This window comes from Dyadobacter sp. SRI_021 (assembly GCF_057586235.1).
This window is the reverse complement of record NZ_JBYCZM010000003.1, coordinates 663,494-681,307: the sequence shown is the minus strand read 5'-3', so window position 1 is coordinate 681,307 and position 17,814 is coordinate 663,494. Positions and strand designations below refer to the sequence as shown.

16 protein-coding genes are annotated in these 17,814 nt (G+C 49.1%); 8 read left to right on the top strand and 8 right to left on the bottom strand.

Translation table 11 applies throughout. The features are described from left to right. Window positions 1-124: 124 nt before the first annotated feature. The 5 genes from AC2YIT_RS12135 to greA all read right to left on the bottom strand — a co-directional run bounded on the left by AC2YIT_RS12135 (window position 125) and on the right by greA (window position 4,699). On the bottom strand, window positions 125-1,387 hold the full coding sequence (locus AC2YIT_RS12135; RefSeq protein ID WP_487279332.1) for an exo-beta-N-acetylmuramidase NamZ family protein: 1,263 nt from the start codon (window positions 1,385-1,387) through the stop codon (window positions 125-127). Between the two features lie 112 nt (window positions 1,388-1,499). Further along, window positions 1,500-2,552 (bottom strand): PA0069 family radical SAM protein, encoded by a 1,053-nt coding sequence (locus AC2YIT_RS12130; RefSeq protein WP_487279331.1) that lies wholly within the window; start codon window positions 2,550-2,552, stop codon window positions 1,500-1,502. A 126-nt stretch (window positions 2,553-2,678) separates the two neighbouring features. Next, window positions 2,679-3,749, bottom strand: a complete 1,071-nt coding sequence (locus AC2YIT_RS12125) for a M42 family metallopeptidase (protein ID WP_487279330.1) — start codon at window positions 3,747-3,749, stop codon at window positions 2,679-2,681. Between the two features lie 20 nt (window positions 3,750-3,769). Further along, the gene (locus AC2YIT_RS12120; protein WP_487279329.1) at window positions 3,770-4,108 is read right to left on the bottom strand and encodes a hypothetical protein; all 339 of its coding nucleotides are present in this window, start codon (window positions 4,106-4,108) and stop codon (window positions 3,770-3,772) included. 105 nt (window positions 4,109-4,213) lie between these two features. After that, the gene (gene greA, locus AC2YIT_RS12115; protein ID WP_106596207.1) at window positions 4,214-4,699 is read right to left on the bottom strand and encodes a transcription elongation factor GreA; all 486 of its coding nucleotides are present in this window, start codon (window positions 4,697-4,699) and stop codon (window positions 4,214-4,216) included. Between the two features lie 229 nt (window positions 4,700-4,928). Here greA and fmt point away from each other — a divergent pair, with 229 nt between their 5' ends. The 4 genes from fmt to AC2YIT_RS12095 all read left to right on the top strand — a co-directional run bounded on the left by fmt (window position 4,929) and on the right by AC2YIT_RS12095 (window position 8,078). Then, entirely contained in the window at window positions 4,929-5,849 is a 921-nt protein-coding gene (gene fmt, locus AC2YIT_RS12110) for a methionyl-tRNA formyltransferase (protein WP_487279328.1), read from the top strand. A gap of 12 nt (window positions 5,850-5,861) precedes the next feature. Further along, window positions 5,862-6,209, top strand: coding sequence for a transposase (locus tag AC2YIT_RS12105; protein WP_487279327.1), 348 nt, complete (start codon window positions 5,862-5,864; stop codon window positions 6,207-6,209). Between the two features lie 226 nt (window positions 6,210-6,435). After that, entirely contained in the window at window positions 6,436-6,936 is a 501-nt protein-coding gene (locus AC2YIT_RS12100) for a dihydrofolate reductase (protein ID WP_487279326.1), read from the top strand. A 53-nt stretch (window positions 6,937-6,989) separates the two neighbouring features. Further along, entirely contained in the window at window positions 6,990-8,078 is a 1,089-nt protein-coding gene (locus AC2YIT_RS12095) for an alpha/beta hydrolase-fold protein (protein ID WP_487279325.1), read from the top strand. Window positions 8,079-8,186: 108 nt separating this feature from the next. Here the strand turns inward: AC2YIT_RS12095 and hslU are convergent, their stop codons facing one another. Next, the gene (gene hslU, locus AC2YIT_RS12090) at window positions 8,187-9,578 is read right to left on the bottom strand and encodes an ATP-dependent protease ATPase subunit HslU (RefSeq protein WP_430844952.1); all 1,392 of its coding nucleotides are present in this window, start codon (window positions 9,576-9,578) and stop codon (window positions 8,187-8,189) included. Window positions 9,579-9,846: 268 nt separating this feature from the next. Between hslU and AC2YIT_RS12085 the strand changes: the two genes are divergently transcribed. The 3 genes from AC2YIT_RS12085 to AC2YIT_RS12075 all read left to right on the top strand — a co-directional run bounded on the left by AC2YIT_RS12085 (window position 9,847) and on the right by AC2YIT_RS12075 (window position 15,235). Then, entirely contained in the window at window positions 9,847-12,123 is a 2,277-nt protein-coding gene (locus tag AC2YIT_RS12085) for a GH92 family glycosyl hydrolase (RefSeq protein WP_430844950.1), read from the top strand. Between the two features lie 134 nt (window positions 12,124-12,257). Then, on the top strand, window positions 12,258-12,674 hold the full coding sequence (locus AC2YIT_RS12080) for a c-type cytochrome (protein WP_487279324.1): 417 nt from the start codon (window positions 12,258-12,260) through the stop codon (window positions 12,672-12,674). Between the two features lie 185 nt (window positions 12,675-12,859). Further along, window positions 12,860-15,235, top strand: coding sequence for a TonB-dependent siderophore receptor (locus AC2YIT_RS12075; RefSeq protein ID WP_487279323.1), 2,376 nt, complete (start codon window positions 12,860-12,862; stop codon window positions 15,233-15,235). A gap of 64 nt (window positions 15,236-15,299) precedes the next feature. Here the strand turns inward: AC2YIT_RS12075 and AC2YIT_RS12070 are convergent, their stop codons facing one another. Beyond that, complete coding sequence (locus AC2YIT_RS12070; RefSeq protein ID WP_487279322.1) at window positions 15,300-16,760, bottom strand: gluconokinase; 1,461 nt, start codon at window positions 16,758-16,760, stop codon at window positions 15,300-15,302. A 99-nt stretch (window positions 16,761-16,859) separates the two neighbouring features. Further along, the gene (locus AC2YIT_RS12065) at window positions 16,860-17,228 is read right to left on the bottom strand and encodes a hypothetical protein (RefSeq protein WP_487279321.1); all 369 of its coding nucleotides are present in this window, start codon (window positions 17,226-17,228) and stop codon (window positions 16,860-16,862) included. Window positions 17,229-17,614: 386 nt separating this feature from the next. On the opposite strand from AC2YIT_RS12065, the gene AC2YIT_RS12060 reads away from it, so the two are divergent. After that, on the top strand, window positions 17,615-17,800 hold the full coding sequence (locus AC2YIT_RS12060; RefSeq protein ID WP_430844941.1) for a hypothetical protein: 186 nt from the start codon (window positions 17,615-17,617) through the stop codon (window positions 17,798-17,800). The last annotated feature ends 14 nt before the right edge of the window (window positions 17,801-17,814 follow it).

Here is a 17,814-nt window from a genome sequence, read left to right as displayed (position 1 = left end):
ATTAAATATCGTTGAGAATAATTGAACATCCCCGGGAGTTTTCCCTGGGATGTTTTGTTTTCAGTCGCTGATAGTCAAAGGCCGTCCGTTATTGTGAGGGATGGTCAAGAGTTGTCAGAGATTGTCAAGGATAGATCAGGTATTTTTTTCGCATTTCCTTGTATTGCCCGAGGCCGGGCTCCCAGCTTTTACGTATGTTGTCCTCCGATGTCCCGGCGATAATCTGCTTTTTGAAATTTTCAGTCCCTGCTAACTTATCGAAGTTACCCATTTGCTTGCTTTGGCTCATATCGAAGAACTTCTCTTTATCGGGATAGGCTTTGTAGAGTTCAATGAGCCATTTCAGATGGAGCTTCCCACTTTTGCGGATATCTTTCAGGTCATATTTCCGCAAATCGAGGCCGTAGCATTCTTTGTCCTGATGCAGCGGCGTTTCACTCATGCCTTTGATGCTATGCGGGGTGAATGAAAAATCGTATTTGCCTTTCAGCAACGGCGCCCCCAGTACAGTAAACGGCATGTAAGTGCCGCGCCCCTGGCTCAATATCGTACCTTCAAACATACAGATGTGCGGGTACAGCATCACCGATTGCTGTGTATTGAGGTTCGGTGACGGCATTACCGGCAACACGTAAGGCGTATCATGTGTGTAATTGGCCACTTTGATGATCTTCAACTTGCATTGCATTTTGTTGGGCAACCAACCTTCGCCATTGATCATCTGCGCGAATTCAGCTATCGTGAGGCCGTGCGAGATGGGTATTTTGTACATCCCGATTCCCGAATGCAGATGATCTTCCAGCACTGGACCATCGACCAGAAAGCCATTCGGGTTAGGTCTGTCGAGGATGAGCATTTCCTTGTTGTTCTCCGCACAAGCCTCCATCACGTGCCCGAGCGTGTTGATGTACGTGTAAAAGCGTGCGCCTACGTCCTGGATATCGAAGATCATCAGGTCAATGGCCGCCATTTGCTCTTTAGTGGGCTTTTTGAGCTTTCCATAGAGGGAAATGGCCGGGATACCAGTTTTTGGATCGACGCTGTCGCTTACCTTGTCGCCATTGCTGGCTGTGCCGCGGAAGCCGTGCTCCGGGCCGAAAATCGTTACAATGTTTACGCCCAGCGCCACCAAACTATCTACAATGGGCTTCGTGCCGATAATAGAAGTTTGGTTAACTACGATACCAATCTTCTTGCCTTTCAGGTAATCCAGATATTGTGAAATCTGGTCTGCGCCGGTGATCGGACTTTTGGCTTTTGTAAGGTCTTCGGGTGCTGCGGAAAGCGAATCCGCTATGGCAGGGCTTTTCTGGGATGTAGAATTGACGCAGTTGCTGTTGGTGGCTAACGCGGCTGTGAGGCTTAGAGCTAATGCGATTGTTTTCATGGGGTTGGGATTAGGACGACTAAAATAGGTTAATTATGCCACGAAGGCACGAAGTAACACGAATTTCGTGCTTGTTCGCGGTCAGCCGCTGTGGCGCCTTCGTGGCATTAACCTAGAAAAGCTTCATCTGCCCCGCGCGCATAAACTGCGAAGTATCCAACGGGGGCAATTCACGGCCGGCAAGATATTTCCTGCAGGAATGATCGTGCAGCTGCCGGATATGCTCCGCGAAGTTACCCTCTCCCACCATCCTGATTCCAAACCGCGAATCGTTCACCACGCCGCCGTGGCATTCCTTAATCTGGCTCAAAACTTTCGCCGCCCTATCGGGAAAGTGGTGATGGATCCATTCTTCAAAAAGCGTTGAAATGGCCCCGTTCAGCCGCACTACGGTGTAATGCGACCATATTGCTCCATTTTCAGCGATTGCCTGTATCAGCGAAGGTATTTCCTGGTCATTCAATCCTGGAATGATCGGCGCTGTCATCACGCCCATAGGAATGCCGGCGTCACTTAATGTTTTCAACACCTGCAACCGCCGCTTGCCCGTTACCGTACGCGGTTCCAATGCACTGCGCAGCTCCTCATTGAGCGAAGTAATGGAAAGTGCCGCGTGTACAAGGTTCAGCTTAGCCATTTTTTCCAAAACATCGATATCCCTCAAAATCAAGGCATTCTTGGTGAGAATGCTCACCGGGTTGCGGTACCGCAGGCAGATTTCCAGCAGCTGCCGGGTAATGCGGTATTTTTTCTCTCCGGGCTGGTAGCAATCCGTATTGCCGGAAATGTGAATATTGCACGGTACCCATTTTTTGGAATTGAACAGCTTTTCCAGCAATTGCGGCGCGTTCTTTTTCACCACAATCTTGGTCTCAAAATCCAGCCCCGCCGAGAATCCCCAATACTCGTGCGAGTTGCGTGCATAGCAGTAAATGCACCCGTGCTCACATCCGCGGTAGGGATTAATGGAGTGGAAATTAGGCAAATCAGGGCTGTCCGACACGCTCATAAGCGTCTTGGATTCCTCTTCGATGAATTGTGTTTGGGGATTTACCTCCGGATCTTCCCACTGCTGCCAGTCTTCCGAAGTGTACTCGATCTTGTGCTTGAAGAATTTGTTGGGCGTGTTGATAGCAGCCCCGCGCCCGCGTGCCCTGTTATCCATTGCTTTCCAGTAAGTTGATGAAGTTATAAAGTATGCTAACGAAAGTGTGTGTGAAATGTCATCCTGAGCGAAGCCGAAGGATACTTGCGATATCGCATGCGCTTCGACTGCGCTCAGCGAGACAATCTATTTAATGTACCGGAAGTCTTCGTCGCCTTTCAGGGACAGCAGTACGTCGTACATCAGTTGTATTACATTCTGCACGTCCTCTTTGGAAACCATTTCCACCGTGGTATGCATGTATTTCAATGGTAATGAAATCAATGCGGACGCGATGCCTTCTGTGGAGTAGGCAAATGAATCCGTATCTGTACCCGTCGAACGGCTTACTGCCTGGCGCTGGAATGGAATGTTCTTCTCCTCGGCCACGCGGATCAGAAGGTCTCGTACATTATTCTGTACCGCCGGGCCGTAGCAAATCACCGGTCCGCTCCCGCATTTCAGGTCGCCCTGCTCTTTTTTGTTATACATCGGCGACTGCGTGTCGTGTGTAACGTCGGTGCAAATCGCCAGATTGGGCTTCAAACGACGCGAGATCATTTCCGCCCCGCGGAGTCCGATTTCTTCCTGCACCGCATTCACCACATATAATGTAAACGGCAGCTTCACATTGTTCTCGTGCAGCATACGCGCTACTTCCGCGATCATATACCCGCCCATGCGGTTGTCGAGCGCGCGGCCGAGGTAATATTTGCCGTTGAGTTCGTCGAGGCCATCAGCGAATGTTACCACGGTACCCACGTGAATGCCCATTTCAAGCACCTCGTCTTTTTTGGCAGCGCCCACATCGATGAAAAGCTCGTGCACTTTCGGGACCTGGTCCTTGGCAACGTCACGTACGTGGATCGCCGGCCAGCCGAAAACACCTTTTACAACACCCTTGGCGGTGTGCAGGTTTACACGCATCGAGGGAGCAATAGCTGCATCGGAACCGCCGTTACGGCGCACGTGGATGTAGCCATCCTCGGAAATGTAGTTTACAAACCACGAAATCTCGTCGGAATGCGCTTCGATCACCACTTTGTAATCCTGGCCCGGGCCGATAACGCCCACCGCCGTTCCGTACACATCGATAATCTGTTCTTCGATATACGGCTTGATATAGTCGAGCCATATCTGCTGACCGGTCGATTCGAAGCCGGTCGGCGAAGCATTGTTCAGGTACTTATAAAGGAACTCTGTGCTCTGATCTGACATACTTTTAATTTAAATAACCACTAAAAATTACGTTTTCGAAGGTACTTCCACCATGCACAGAAACGCCGCCTCCGCAGATAACCGAGGTCGTGCTCGTGGGTGTAGGCTTCCCTTTCAAACGAAATATGAAGATAGGCTAAATAATGGTTTCTGAATTGTACGAATCGGATTAAATATTCTATCAAATACCACACATAAAAGATAACCAGCCCCATTTCAAGCTGTTGCTTCAAATGAATGCGTTCATGATTGAGAAAAACCTCCGAAGGGGCCTTACGCTTCGATAAAATGAATGGAAACAGCGCCATTCCGTCGACGCGGAGCGATGGTACATTGAGGAGGAAGCCTTTGATACGCATAGGTGTGTGGGAATGTGGTGTCGGGTGGTCATCACAAATCTCTACAAAAAAGTTGGGTTGCGAAACAGCCAGTTCCGCAACCCAACCTATTATATCCCTTAAAGATTACTCTCCGCTGAAACGGCTGATATCGAGTACTTCAAACTCCATCATGCCGGCCGGAACCTTGATTTCTGTCGTTTCTCCCACTTTTTTACCCAAAAGTCCTTTACCGATCGGCGAACCTACTGAGATTTTGCCTGCTTTCAGGTCGGCCTCTTCTTCCGACACCAGGGTATAGGTCACTTCCATCCCGTTCTTACGGTTTTTGATCTTCACCTTCGAAAGTACCGAAACCTGAGACGTATCCATCGTCGACTCGTCGATCACGCGCGCATTCGACAGGATTTCTTCCAGTTTGGCGATTTTCATTTCGTGCATACCTTGCGCGTCTTTGGCCGCGTCGTATTCTGCATTTTCACTTAAATCACCTTTGTCCCGCGCTTCTGCAATTTGTCGTGCAATCTCCGTGCGGCCTTTGGTTTTCATCTCATTCAGCTCGTTCCTCAGCTTGGTAAGTCCTTCTTCCGTATAGTATGAAATTTTAGCCATGACCTTTATTTTGTTTATAAGTCTTTTAATTTTTGAAATTCTACATAAAAAAAAAGAACGGCTCAAAGACCGCTCTACAGAGTTAACGAAACTCTCGTAGAAGGCTAGAAGACCTTTTCTTTTCGGTTGATATATGATTTTGTGTTCACCATAATTTTCTGTTAAGAACGACAAAATTAACAATATTTGTGAATGGTAGCACCATTTTTATCCAAAAGCGCCATCTGATATGTCAAATCCGCTGAGAATTATTTTTATGGGGACGCCCGAATTTGCTGTCCCAAGTTTACAAAGTCTGGTCGAAAGCAATTCTAACGTTGTGGCCGTCGTCACTGTTCCCGATAAGCCAGCGGGCAGGGGGCAAAAGCAAACGGCTTCGCCTGTCAAAATATACGCAGAATCCCAGGGTATCCCCGTATTGCAGCCCGAAAAATTGAAGAACCCTGACTTCCTGGAAGAGCTGAAATCCTATAATGCCGATTTGCAGGTAGTAGTGGCATTCCGGATGCTGCCGGAAGTCGTTTGGAACATGCCTCCGAAAGGCACGTTCAACCTGCACAGTTCGCTCTTGCCCCAGTACCGGGGCGCGGCGCCCATCAACTGGGCCGTCATCAACGGCGAAACAGAAACCGGTGTCACTACATTCTTCATCGAAAAAGACATCGACACCGGCAAGATTATCTTCCAGGACAGAGAGCCCATTTCGCCGGAAGATAATGCAGGTACATTGTATGAGCGCCTCATGCGGAAGGGTGCGAACCTGGTCGTAAAAACGGTGCATGCCATTGAAGAGGGTAACTACCCGCAGGAACCGCAATCAGAACCCGCAGACATTAAAACCGCCCCAAAGATCTTCCGCGAAACGTGCGAGATCGATTGGAGCAAGCCAGCTGTCGAAATCCACAATTTTGTAAGAGGCTTATCGCCTTATCCCGCTGCCTGGACGACGCTGAATGGACTTTCGTGTAAGGTATTTAAAACAAAAATCGCGGAATCGGAAAACGACGCCCAACCTGGCGAATACCGCTCCGACGGCAAGTCTTACCTGCATTTCAAAACCGGAGATGGCTGGCTGGCTATTGAGGAATTGCAGATTGAAGGGAAGAAGCGTATGGCGATTGGGGATTTTTTGAGAGGGTATAAGCTCTGAGGTGCCGGCATTGTGGAAGCCCGTCAACACAAAATGATCGCGATTAATGGCATGAACGATCACTTGCACATGCTTGTTGGTTTCCGCACGACTCAGTCTATCGGCGATTTTATGCAGGATGTGAAGGCCGATTCCTCGCAGTGGATTAACGATAATCGGTTTTGTGACGGCAGGTTTGAGTGGCAGGCGGGGTGCGGCGTGTTTTCTTATTCCAAATCGCAGGTGCCCAATGTGATCCATTACATCCAGACACAAAAAGAACATCATCGCAAAGTGACGTTTCGGCAGGAGTATTTGTCGTTTTTGGAAAAATTTGAAGTTGAATATGATGAGCGATATATATTTCAATCGCCGGCATAGCGGCAGCAAATCGCGTTAGCGATGTAATATTGGTAGAAGCAGAATATTGTGGGATCGTCAAATCCCGCTAGGGATGTAACAACAGCGAGAATGCTATGCATTGTTGTTGCATGCCCAAAGGCATTTCCCGGGCGCCGGTTCCATCTTTTGCTACCAATATTACATGCCTGACGGCATTGGTTATGGCCATTTCGACCCATCTTTGCAAAAAATACTAATCACCTGCATGAAAATTTCAATCATCGTAGCTGCCGCCGAAAACGGAGCGATCGGGAAGGATAATCAGCTCCTCTGGCGGTTACCTGACGACCTGAAACGTTTTAAACAACTTACATTAGGACATCCGATGATCATGGGTCGGAAGACGTTCGAGTCCATTGGAAAACCGCTGCCGGGACGGACCTCGATTGTGATCACCAGGAGTACCGATTTCGCATTCGAAGGCGTAGTAGTTGTACATTCTCTTGAAGAGGCATTGAAAAAAGCGGAAGAAATTGACGGAAAGGAGGCGTGCATCGTAGGCGGCGGCGAGATTTACCGACAATCGCAAGCCATTGCTACCCACATTTACCTTACCAGGGTATATACCAAAATCGAGGGAGATACTTTTTTCGAAATCGAGAACCCCGACGCCTGGACCGAGACCGAAAGAGCCTTCCACAAGCCTGACGAGCGTCATTTTTTTCCGTTTGAGTTCATTAATTATATTAAAAAAGCTGATAAATAAGTACTTTTGTGCCCTCATAACCCATAGTGACTCAATGAAAGTACCAGAGTAGAATGCAAGTAGAAGTTGACACCCTTACCATTGAACTAAGCACAGTACCTTTCGATAATCGTCCGGTCTTTATCACGGGTAATTTCTGCAAGTGGCTCCCCGACCTTGAAGCTTATCGGATGACCATGGTAAGCCCGGGGCACTACCGCTACCAGTTTGCGGAGGATGAAGAGTTGCCCGATCCGATCGAATACAAATATACCCGCGGGGGTTGGAACCAGGTGGAGCTCGACCGCGCCGGCCGACCTTACGGCAACCGCTTCATCAAAGCCGGTGAGACGTTCGTCAAAGACAATGTAATCCGCTGGCAATCTGACATTTCGACTAAAACAGATCTTTCCCCCCTTCTCGAAACGGTTTCGGAAGCATTTCAAATCACGCAGTTCAACCGCACCCGTCGCGTACGCGTGCTGCTTCCACACGATTATTACGAAAATCCCGACCAGCATTACCCCGTCCTTTACATGACGGACGGCCAGAACCTGTTTGGCCAGGGGTCGGAATATGGTAACTGGGAAATAGACAAAAGCCTCGCAGCGCTCGCGAAGGAACATAAGGCAGGCGTTATTATCGTCGCTGTCGACCATGGGGAAGAAGATCGCGTGCAGGAGCTCTCACCGTATGACAATGCCAAATTGGGCAAGGGTTATGGCGCCAAGTTCCTGCAATTCATCGCCGAACCGCTCAAAACGCACATCGACACCCAATACCGCACCAAACCAGACCGGTTGAACACCGGCATTGGCGGAAGTTCGGTTGGCGGCTTGTTAAGCATTTATGCGGCATTAATGTTCCCCCAGACTTTCAGCAAATTCATGGTATTTTCACCGGCCCTGTGGATTTCCGAAAAGATCTATTTCGACGCCGTGCATTTTTTCGAGCCGTTCGAAACACGCATTTACCTTTATGCGGGCGGCAAGGAAGGCGCCCACATGATCCCGAATGTTGCCAAGCTCCAGGAAACGCTCGAAACGCAAAGCTTCGGTTACAGCCGCGTGAAAATCAAATCATCTGTAGACGCCAAAGGCGGACACGACGAAAAGCAATGGAACAAAGAGTTTCCGAAGGCTTTTGAGTGGTTGTTTTATTAAAAAGGAAGAAAGGGCGGCCCGCGCAGGGAGGATGGAGGAATGGAGAAAAGGGAAGTATCAAACCCGATTCTCCCTTTCCTCCATCTCCCCTTCCTCCTTCTTCCTTTTTCAAAGAATATACTGACTCAAGTCCCTGTTCTTCACCAGCGCCGACAACCTTTCCTTCACCATTTCCGCAGTGATGGAAATTTGTGATCCGTCGCCGATGACGTCCGGAATATCGAACATGAAATCGTTGAGGAGCGAGCTCATGACGGTTTGCAGACGACGGGCGCCGATGTTTTCGACCTCGCTGTTTACCTCGAATGCGATCCGGGCAATTTCGCGCAATGCACCGTCTTCGAATTCCAGTTCTACGCCTTCGGATTCCATCATAGCAGCGTATTGCTTCGTCAGTGCATTCTTTGGCGCTTTAAGAATTTGGTAGAAATCACCTTCCGTGAGACTGTTGAGCTCCACCCGGATCGGGAAACGGCCTTGCAGCTCGGGAATGAGGTCGGATGGCTTGGAGACATGGAATGCACCGGCCGCAATGAAAAGAATATGATCGGTCTGGATTACGCCGTGCTTGGTATTCACCGCGCTTCCTTCCACGATCGGCAGCAAATCGCGCTGCACGCCTTCGCGGCTGACGTCGGGGCCGCTTCCGCCGGAGCGGCTGGATGCCACTTTGTCGATCTCATCGATAAAAATGATACCCAGGTTTTCTGCTTTTTTAATGGCTTCGAGTTTTACCTCGTCCATATCGATCAGCTTCGATGCCTCTTCGTCCAAAAGCAGCTTACGCGCTTCCTCGACGGTTACCTTACGCTTTTTACCCCGGCGTGGCATCATATTGCCGATCATCTCCTGGATATTCATCATCGAAACATCGTCGACAGCCCCGCCTATCATGCCAACATTGGGCACCTGGTTTTGCTGAACTTCAATTTCGATTTTCCGGCTATCGAGCTCACCATTACGAATCTTCTCCCGGAAACGCTCACGGGTGCGCTGATTAAGCTCTGCATCACTTTGCGGCATATCCTCCGAACCGTTTTCAGTAACCGGCTTAACCGCCCCTGAACCATGTACCGGCGGGATCAAGGCATCGAGGATGATGTCTTCCACTGCCTGCTCGGCTTTGATTTTCACTTCTTCCTTCTTCTGCATCCGCACCATGCCTACCGCCTGCTCCACGAGGTCACGGACCATGCTTTCGACATCGCGGCCCACATAGCCGACTTCCGTAAACTTGGAAGCCTCCACTTTCACAAAAGGTGCATCCGCGATCTTGGCCAGCCGGCGGGCGATTTCAGTTTTACCGACGCCGGTCGCGCCTATCATTAATATGTTATTCGGGATAATTTCCCTCTGAATGTCCTCCGGGCTGTTCATGCGCCTCCACCGGTTGCGCAATGCGATGGCGACATTGCGTTTTGCGTCATTTTGTCCGATAATATATTGGTCAAGCTCGAAAACGATCTGACGCGGTGTAAGGCGGTTAAGGTGTTCTGTCATTTTGTTTGCTATGGATTCGAAACTCTCTTTGCCGGATCCCCCTCTTTCAGAACGCGATGCGGTAAACAGAGTTTATTTGTGAAAATTTCCTAAAGACGGTGTGTCGCCTCCGTCCGTCAACGTTAAAAAGAATTATGCCGGTACAAAATGGCAGAAAACCTGCCGTTGGGAAATCTTTGGCTCCATTACTTTTTGTTCTCTGCCCTTCGATTACTTTTGTCCCTGCATTTGAATTCCGAAACCAATATAAAAAAGAATTATCCCCGACATGAAAAAACTCCTGTCCTGCCTTTTTACCATTATTGCCTCATTGCAATTATCCTACGGGCAAGGAACCGCCAATCTGGTCGACTACGTAAACCCTCTGATGGGCACGCAATCGAAATTCAGCTTATCGGCCGGTAACACTTATCCGGCGATTGCCCTGCCCTGGGGAATGAACTTCTGGATGCCCCAAACCGGTAAAATGGGCGACGGATGGGCTTATATGTACGACGCCGAGAAAATCCGTGGTTTCAAGCAAACCCACCAGCCCAGTCCGTGGATCAACGACTACGGCCAGTTCGCGATCATGCCGATTACCGGCAAGCTGAAAATCGACGAAGAAAGCCGCGCCAGCTGGTTCTCGCACAAAGCCGAAACGGCAAAGCCGCATTATTATAAGGTATACCTGGCAGATTATGACGTTACGACGGAAATCGCGCCGACCGAGCGTGCCGCGCAGTTCCGCATAACCTTCCCGAAGGCCGATACTTCGTTTGTACTTTTGGATGCATTTGACAGGGGTTCTTATGTAAAAGTCCTCCCCAAAGAGCGTAAAATCATTGGTTACACCACCAAAAACAGCGGCGGCGTGCCTGCCAATTTCAAAAACTACTTCGTTCTGGTTTTTGATAAACCATTCACATTCTCCTCCGCATTTCACGGCAAAACTCTGGCGAAAGACACGCTGGAACTCAGTGCCGCCCATGTAGGTGCAGTAGTTGGTTTTAAAACAAAAAGAGGCGAGCAGGTGGGAATTAAAGTGGCATCCTCTTTTATCAGTCCTGAACAAGCAGAACTGAATCTCCAACGTGAGCTGGGCAGTGATTCTTTTGACGCCACCAAAGCAAAAGGCGAACAAGCCTGGAACACCGAGTTGTCGCGCATTAAAGTAGAAGGCGATAATATTGATCAGATCCGCACTTTCTATTCATGCTTGTACCGCGTACTGCTGTTCCCGCGGAAATTCTATGAAATGGACAAAGCCAACAAAGTGGTGCATTACAGTCCTTACAATGGCGAAGTGCGCCCGGGTTATATGTTCACCGACAATGGTTTCTGGGATACTTTCCGTGCAGTGTTCCCATTCTTCACGCTAATGTACCCGACATTAAATTCGCACATTATGGAGGGCTTGGCCAATGCATATGACGAAAGCGGCTTCCTGCCTGAATGGGCCAGCCCCGGCCACCGCGATTGTATGATAGGCTCCAACTCCGCTTCACTCATCGCCGATTCGTATATCAAAGGCATCCGCGGCTATGATATCAATAAACTGTATGAGGCTATTCTGAAAAACACACAGAATGCAGGTCCGGTAAGCTCGGTAGGGCGTTTCGGACATGAATATTACAATGAGCTGGGGTACGTTCCTTATGATGTAAAAATCAATGAGAATGCAGCCCGTACACTGGAATATGCCTATGCTGATTTTTGCATTGCCCAATTGGCGAAAGAGTTGAAAAAGCCGCAGTCCGAAGTTGATCTGTATCTGAAAAGAAGCCAGAATTACAAAAACCTGTTCGATCCTGAAACGAAATGGATGCGCGGTAAGAACAAGGACGGCAAGTTCCAGTCACCATTTAATCCATTCAAATGGGGCGATGCATTTACAGAGGGCAACAGTATTCACTACACCTGGTCGGTTTTCCAGGACGTGAAAGGGCTGATCAACCTCGTAGGCGGTCGCGAAGCATTTGTACAGAAACTGGATACGGTTTTTACATTACCTCCGGTATTTGACGACAGTTACTACGGCTTCCCGATCCACGAAATCCGCGAAATGCAGATCATGAACATGGGTAACTACGCGCACGGCAACCAGCCGATCCAGCACATGATTTACCTGTATAATTACGCGGGAGCACCTGACAAAGCACAATACTGGACAAGGCAGGTAATGAAGCGCCTTTACCAGGCTACGCCGGACGGCTACTGCGGCGACGAAGACAATGGCCAGACTTCAGCATGGTACGTGTTCTCATCACTCGGCTTCTACCCTGTCACTCCGGGCACAACGCAATATGTAATCGGCTCGCCGTTGTTCAAAAAAGCGACTCTGACAATGGAAGACGGCAAGAAATTCACCATCGAGGCCCCCGCCAGCAGCGACAGCAACCTGTACATCCAGGGCGCCAAGCTGAATGGCAAGGCCTACGACAAGACGTATCTTGAACACGGCGATATTCAGAAAGGCGGAAGCGTGCAGTTCGACCTGAGCGGCAAGCCTTCGAAAAGCTGGGGAACGAAGCCGGAAGCCGCACCTTTCTCGCTCACGAAATAACAATGGCGCGAAGCTCCTGCTTCGTGCCGCATATTCGCAGGCCTCCGGCCGGTCAGGTATGCAAGATCGGCCAGAGGCCTGCGAATAGTGTGTGCAAAGCAGGAGCTTCGCAGCATCTTAACCCAAACATCACCATGAAACTATTACTAACACTACTCTCAACCGCCATTTTCTGCGCCGCGATTCCGCGCACGCAGGACGACGAACTTGCCCAAAGCATCGAACGTGGTAAAATGGTTTACTCCGAAAACTGCATTTCCTGCCATATGGGCACCGGCGAGGGCATTACGGCCACTTTCCCACCGCTCGCCAAATCGGACTACCTGATGAAAACGCCCGAGAATGCGATCCAGGCGATCAAGTTCGGGCTGATTGGAAAGGTGACGGTAAATGGCGTGTCCTATGATAATATGATGCCGGAGCCGGGCCTTGCCAACGAACAAATCGCCGATGTGATGAATTACATCATGAATTCATGGGGCAATTCATCGGAAAAAAAGATGATTACCGTGAAAATGGTGGAAGCGGTGAAACCCGCAGAAGAAAAATAGCGGCGACATTTCATGCCGTATGCAGCCGCATCGCCTATTGGGACGATGCGGCTTTTTTATGGCTAAAATATTTATGTAACAAACAGTTGACTACTATTTTAAATAAATCTAAATAAAACCTTGCCTCATAAGGTTTCCCGACAGATATTTGCGGCTCGTTAACTATTTAGTCCAATTTTAGATAAATGAAAAAATTTTATATTTTCTTCCTATTACTGCTGATAAGCGTTTCCGCATTTGCGCAAAACGGCAGAATATCAGGACAGATACTCAGCTCGGATGGACAGCCGGCCGAGCAAGTTTCAGTCGGAATAAAAGGATCTGCCCGCGGCGCCGTCTCTGACAATCAAGGAAAATTCACAATTGAAAGAATTAAACCCGGAAGCTATACATTGCTCGTAAGCTTCGTAGGGCTTGCCACCGTTGAAAAGGATGTGGAAGTAGCGGCCGGAGAAACGGTGAGCGTTTCTTTCACCCTCGCCGAAAGCGCCAATGAATTGCAGGAAGTGATCGTCAAAAGCGGTACTACTTACAAATCGGATCAGTTCTCATCCAGTATGAAACTCCTCACCCCGATTCTGGAAACACCTCAGAATGTACAGGTTGTCACCTCAAAAGTACTGGCCGACCAGCAGGTGATCAGCATGAGTGATGGTCTGATCCGCAATGTCAGCGGTGCGGTCCGTCTCGAACACTGGGGTGATATGTACGCCAATATCAGCATGCGCGGCTCGCAGATCCAGGCTTTCCGCAATGGTTTCAATGTCGTAAATTCCTACTGGGGGCCGTTGACAGAGGATATGAGTTTCGTCGATCACATCGAATTCGTAAAAGGCCCTGCCGGCTTTATGCTTGCGAATGGCGACCCGAGCGGTTTGTATAATGTAGTAACCAAAAAACCTACCGGTCAGACCAAAGGCGAAGTTGGTTTCAATGTGGGCAGCTTCGGCCTTTACCGTGCTACCCTCGACCTCGATGGTAAATTGAGCAAGGATAGCAAATTCCTGTACCGCCTTAATGTAGCAGCACAAAACAAAGGTTCATTCCGTCCGTATGAATACAACAACCGTTACAGCATTGCTCCGGTCATTTCTTACCAAATCGACGAGAAGACTAAGTTGACGGCCGAATATACACTGCAATATGCGAAAATGTCGAACGTAGGATCGTTCTATGTATTCTCACCCGACGGCTACGCTACGTTGCCGCGCGATTTCACGACAATGGCTCCCGGCATCGCCCCGACCAGAATCAACGACCAGAGTGTGTTTGTGAATTTACAGCACCAGCTCAACCCCAACTGGAAACTGACTGCGCAGGTGGGCTATTTCAATTACAACCAGACCGGCAGCAGCATGTGGCCGGATTCTATCAAATCGAACGGTCTTATGTACCGCGGCGTAGGTCTCTGGGATGCGAAGAGCGAAATGACACTCGGGCAGGTGTTTATCAATGGCGACGTAAAAACCGGTGCGGTAAGGCACCGTATTCTGGGTGGTATTGATGTTGGCAACAAACACTACTTCGCCGACTGGTCGCAATCGTACGCGCTGGACTCTGCCGGTGCTGAATTCGACCCTAAAAACCCCTACTATGGCACGCCGGTAATGGGTTACCCCACATTCGATCGCTCCATGCCCCTTGAATCGCGCGCAGCAGCCGGCGGAGGCTTGCAGGACCAGAACTATACAGGTCTTTACCTGCAAGACGAACTCGGTTTCCTCGATAACCGCATTCGTCTGACACTGGCTGGTCGTTACACTTATGTGAAGCAATCGGCATACGGAGGCCCGAACCAGGAAGCGAAGCACTTCACCCCGCGTGTCGGCCTGAGCGTTTCGCTGACGAGGAATACCTCATTATACGCATTGTACGATCAGGCATTCATCCCGCAATCCGGCCGTTTGATCGGCGGCGGTTCGGTGAAACCCATTACCGGAAACAACACTGAGTTCGGGGTAAAACGCGACTGGGCGGAAGGCCATTGGAATACGACTCTTGCATTCTACAGAATTTTGAAAAACAACGAGCTCACTGGCGATCCTACCAATCCGAACTCAGGCCTGAGCATGGTATTGGGCCAAAAAAGAGCCCAAGGCGTTGAATTCGACCTTCGCGGCACGATCATCAACGGTCTTAACCTAACCGCCAACTACGCTTACACCATTTCAGAAGTAACGAAAGTGGCTGAGGGTGTAACGGACATGAAGGTAGGTGATTTGATTCCTGGGTATGCCAAGCACACAACCAATGCCTGGTTGAGCTATAAGGTACAACACGGCTCGCTGAAAAACGCGGGTATCTCTGCGGGCTTCACTTATCTGGCAGGACGTGCTACCACCAACTGGTCGACCACCAATAGCAGCCTCAACCAGCCTGATTATTTCAAACTGGACGGAGGTGTGTTTTGGGAGAAAAACAACATCCGCCTGACAGCGAACGTGTTCAACATTCTGGACAAATACCTGTACAGCGGCGGCTATTACGATTGGTTAAAGGCCTACTACTGGCAAACCGATCCTCCGAGGAATTATCGTTTGAGCGTTACTTACAAGTTTTAATAGGATAGTTAGATTTATGCAAAGAGGCTTCCCGTCGGGAGGCCTTTTTTGTTTCCCCGCTCAATCACACCGCGTGGGCCATCATCAGGTGAGCTCCCTTTTTGAATTTCCCGGCGAGTGCATCATATTGTTCATGAATGTCTTTGTGTGATGCAAATGCTTGTCCTGCCCGTGTAAAAGCAGTCAGCTCTGAAAAGTCTTTCACAGCACCCAACGCCTTCAACCCCATCATAGCGGCGCCTACCGCGCCTGTTTCGACTGTTTCATTCAGTTTCACCGTCTTACCAAACACGTCCGAAAGCATCTGTACCCAGGCAGCACTCCGGGCGAAACCGCCATTGGCATAGATCGTGTCGATTTCCTGCATTTCCATCAGTATTTTGGCAATACTGTAAAGATTCAGCAAAATACCTTCCATGACCGCCCGTGCGAAATGCGCGCGTGTATGCGTAATGTCGAGTCCCGAGAACCCGCCGCGCACAGAGGAACTCCAAAGCGGTGCACGCTCTCCCAACAGGTATGGGTAAAAGAGCAATCCTTCCGCGCCTGGTTTAATCCCCTCGGCTTCCTTGAAAACCGCCTCGTACGACTCCCTGGGGAAGAATGTATTCATAAACCATTCAAAAATGACAGCTCCGTTATTGGATGGCCCACCTACGATATAGGTCTTCTCATCGAGCACGTAGCAGAAAGTCTGCATCAGCGGGTCGGAGAATGGCTTTGCGGAACATATGCGCACGGCTGCGCTGGTACCGATTGTGACGGCCATAGAGCCGTTCCTAATGGCACCGCTGCCGAGATTGGCCAGGCAACCATCGCTCGCTCCCATGATCAGCGGAGTGCCCTCCGGCAATTTTGCGGGATTATCGCCGCGTAACTTTACAATATGGTAGGGTGATACTGCCTTGGGCAGTTTTTCTACTTTAAGCCCTAACTTCTTTAATGTGTAATCATCCCATTGCAATTCGCGGATATTGAACATTCCGGTAGCGGAAGCAATGGAATAATCCACCAGAAACTCTCCCGTGAGCCTATACACGATATACTCCTTCACGCCTACGAAGTTGCTTGTCTTCCGGTAAGTATCCGGTGCATTTTTCTTCATCCACAGCAACTTGCACACGGGCGCCATTGCATGAATGGGCGTTCCGTTGTTATAGTAAATCTTCTTGCCTACCTGTGACGCCCGCAACCGGGTAGCAATATCAGCACTGCGGTTATCAGCCCAGATAATCAGGTTGGTGAGTTGCTTTCCGTCTTTATCAAGCGCTAACACACCATGCATGGCGGCGCTGAAACAGATACCAACCGGTCCGCCATGGTCCTTGCATTTAGCCGTTACCTTTTTTAACGTCTTGCAGGCTGCCTGAAAAATTTGCTCCGGATCCTGCTCGCTCCAATCCGGGTGCGGATGCTGCATTTCATAACTTTCACTATGCGACGCGAGGATTGTACCCGAAACGGTATCGAAGGCTACCGATTTGACGTTTGTTGTGCCGATATCACAACCGATAATATAGGGCATTGGCAATTGTTTTAGAGGCAAAACCCGCATTCCCGCACGCGGGAAAGACGGTCAGTGATTACTAAAACAAAAGTATGGATTTTGGGGTAACGAACAACCCTACAAAGCCGTAGCCATACGCTCCGTCCTTGTCGCTATGATGAAAGTCTGCACAAACTTCTCATTGCCGTCGGTCAATTCGAAGGTGTATTTACCATCTTTCATCACCGACAAATCGAAATTCTTGTGGTAACGCTTATAAACGAGCGTCTTCTCAACAAAAATAACGTTCTGCTCTTCGTCCCTGATCCGCACCAGCACACGGTCGGTTTTAGGGTATTTGTAACTCAGCTCGAATTGCATCGGTTTGACCTGCATCACGTAAAAATCGGCGAAGTAGGCGTCAGGTTCGGCATTTGTTACCGTTTGGGCGCGGGCAGCAAAGACGCTGCATAAAAAAGCGAGTAAGAAGGTGAAAAAGATTTTCATAGGAGTGAGGTGCTAGGTTTATTAAAATATTTCTATTTCATCAAATCCTCGATTTGCAGAACATAATTCCGAAAATCAATACCTCAAAAATACTTTATACTAAAATAGAATTCAACTACCAAATACAGAGACACTTGAAAGTTATTTGAATAGCCATTTCCATTCTTAGGAGGATACCACGAAACTGCCCAGCACTATGCACTTTGTTTAAATAGTACAAATTATCTCTGACTCTCAGCAAATTGCACTCAAATCCCGAAATCTGCATTACCGCTGCGCACCAGAACAGATTTCTGAAACAGGACTAAAAAATACAGGTGAATGCGAGAAACTTAACCCCGATTTACTATTTTCGCAGCATCGAAAGCTATTAATACATTCCGAATATGTCTGAAACATCACATACCGAATCTACTTCGCTGCCAACCTTCGCTTACATCGCAGCGTTTATTATCCTTTTCATCATCCTGGCAGTATTTGGTGACCTGTTCGTATTCATCCTCGGCACCATCGGTCTGGTTGTGACTTTCGCAGCGTTTTACAAAGACAAAAGCCACGACGATCATCACTGACAAGCAGCCCGCGA

What these genes read in the sequence shown, in the direction of transcription:
- fmt (WP_487279328.1), top strand. Translation starts at nt 4,929, where the DNA reads ATGTCAAATCCGCTGAGAATTATTTTTATGGGGACGCCCGAATTTGCT.
- AC2YIT_RS12085 (WP_430844950.1), top strand. Translation starts at nt 9,847, where the DNA reads ATGAAAAAACTCCTGTCCTGCCTTTTTACCATTATTGCCTCATTGCAA.
- AC2YIT_RS12125 (WP_487279330.1), bottom strand. Translation starts at nt 3,749, where the DNA reads ATGTCAGATCAGAGCACAGAGTTCCTTTATAAGTACCTGAACAATGCT.
- AC2YIT_RS12070 (WP_487279322.1), bottom strand. Translation starts at nt 16,760, where the DNA reads ATGCCCTATATTATCGGTTGTGATATCGGCACAACAAACGTCAAATCG.
- hslU (WP_430844952.1), bottom strand. Translation starts at nt 9,578, where the DNA reads ATGACAGAACACCTTAACCGCCTTACACCGCGTCAGATCGTTTTCGAG.
- AC2YIT_RS12120 (WP_487279329.1), bottom strand. Translation starts at nt 4,108, where the DNA reads ATGCGTATCAAAGGCTTCCTCCTCAATGTACCATCGCTCCGCGTCGAC.
- AC2YIT_RS12130 (WP_487279331.1), bottom strand. Translation starts at nt 2,552, where the DNA reads ATGGATAACAGGGCACGCGGGCGCGGGGCTGCTATCAACACGCCCAAC.
- AC2YIT_RS12135 (WP_487279332.1), bottom strand. Translation starts at nt 1,387, where the DNA reads ATGAAAACAATCGCATTAGCTCTAAGCCTCACAGCCGCGTTAGCCACC.
- AC2YIT_RS12060 (WP_430844941.1), top strand. Translation starts at nt 17,615, where the DNA reads ATGTCTGAAACATCACATACCGAATCTACTTCGCTGCCAACCTTCGCT.
- AC2YIT_RS12065 (WP_487279321.1), bottom strand. Translation starts at nt 17,228, where the DNA reads ATGAAAATCTTTTTCACCTTCTTACTCGCTTTTTTATGCAGCGTCTTT.
- greA (WP_106596207.1), bottom strand. Translation starts at nt 4,699, where the DNA reads ATGGCTAAAATTTCATACTATACGGAAGAAGGACTTACCAAGCTGAGG.
- AC2YIT_RS12100 (WP_487279326.1), top strand. Translation starts at nt 6,436, where the DNA reads ATGAAAATTTCAATCATCGTAGCTGCCGCCGAAAACGGAGCGATCGGG.
- AC2YIT_RS12075 (WP_487279323.1), top strand. Translation starts at nt 12,860, where the DNA reads ATGAAAAAATTTTATATTTTCTTCCTATTACTGCTGATAAGCGTTTCC.
- AC2YIT_RS12080 (WP_487279324.1), top strand. Translation starts at nt 12,258, where the DNA reads ATGAAACTATTACTAACACTACTCTCAACCGCCATTTTCTGCGCCGCG.
- AC2YIT_RS12095 (WP_487279325.1), top strand. Translation starts at nt 6,990, where the DNA reads ATGCAAGTAGAAGTTGACACCCTTACCATTGAACTAAGCACAGTACCT.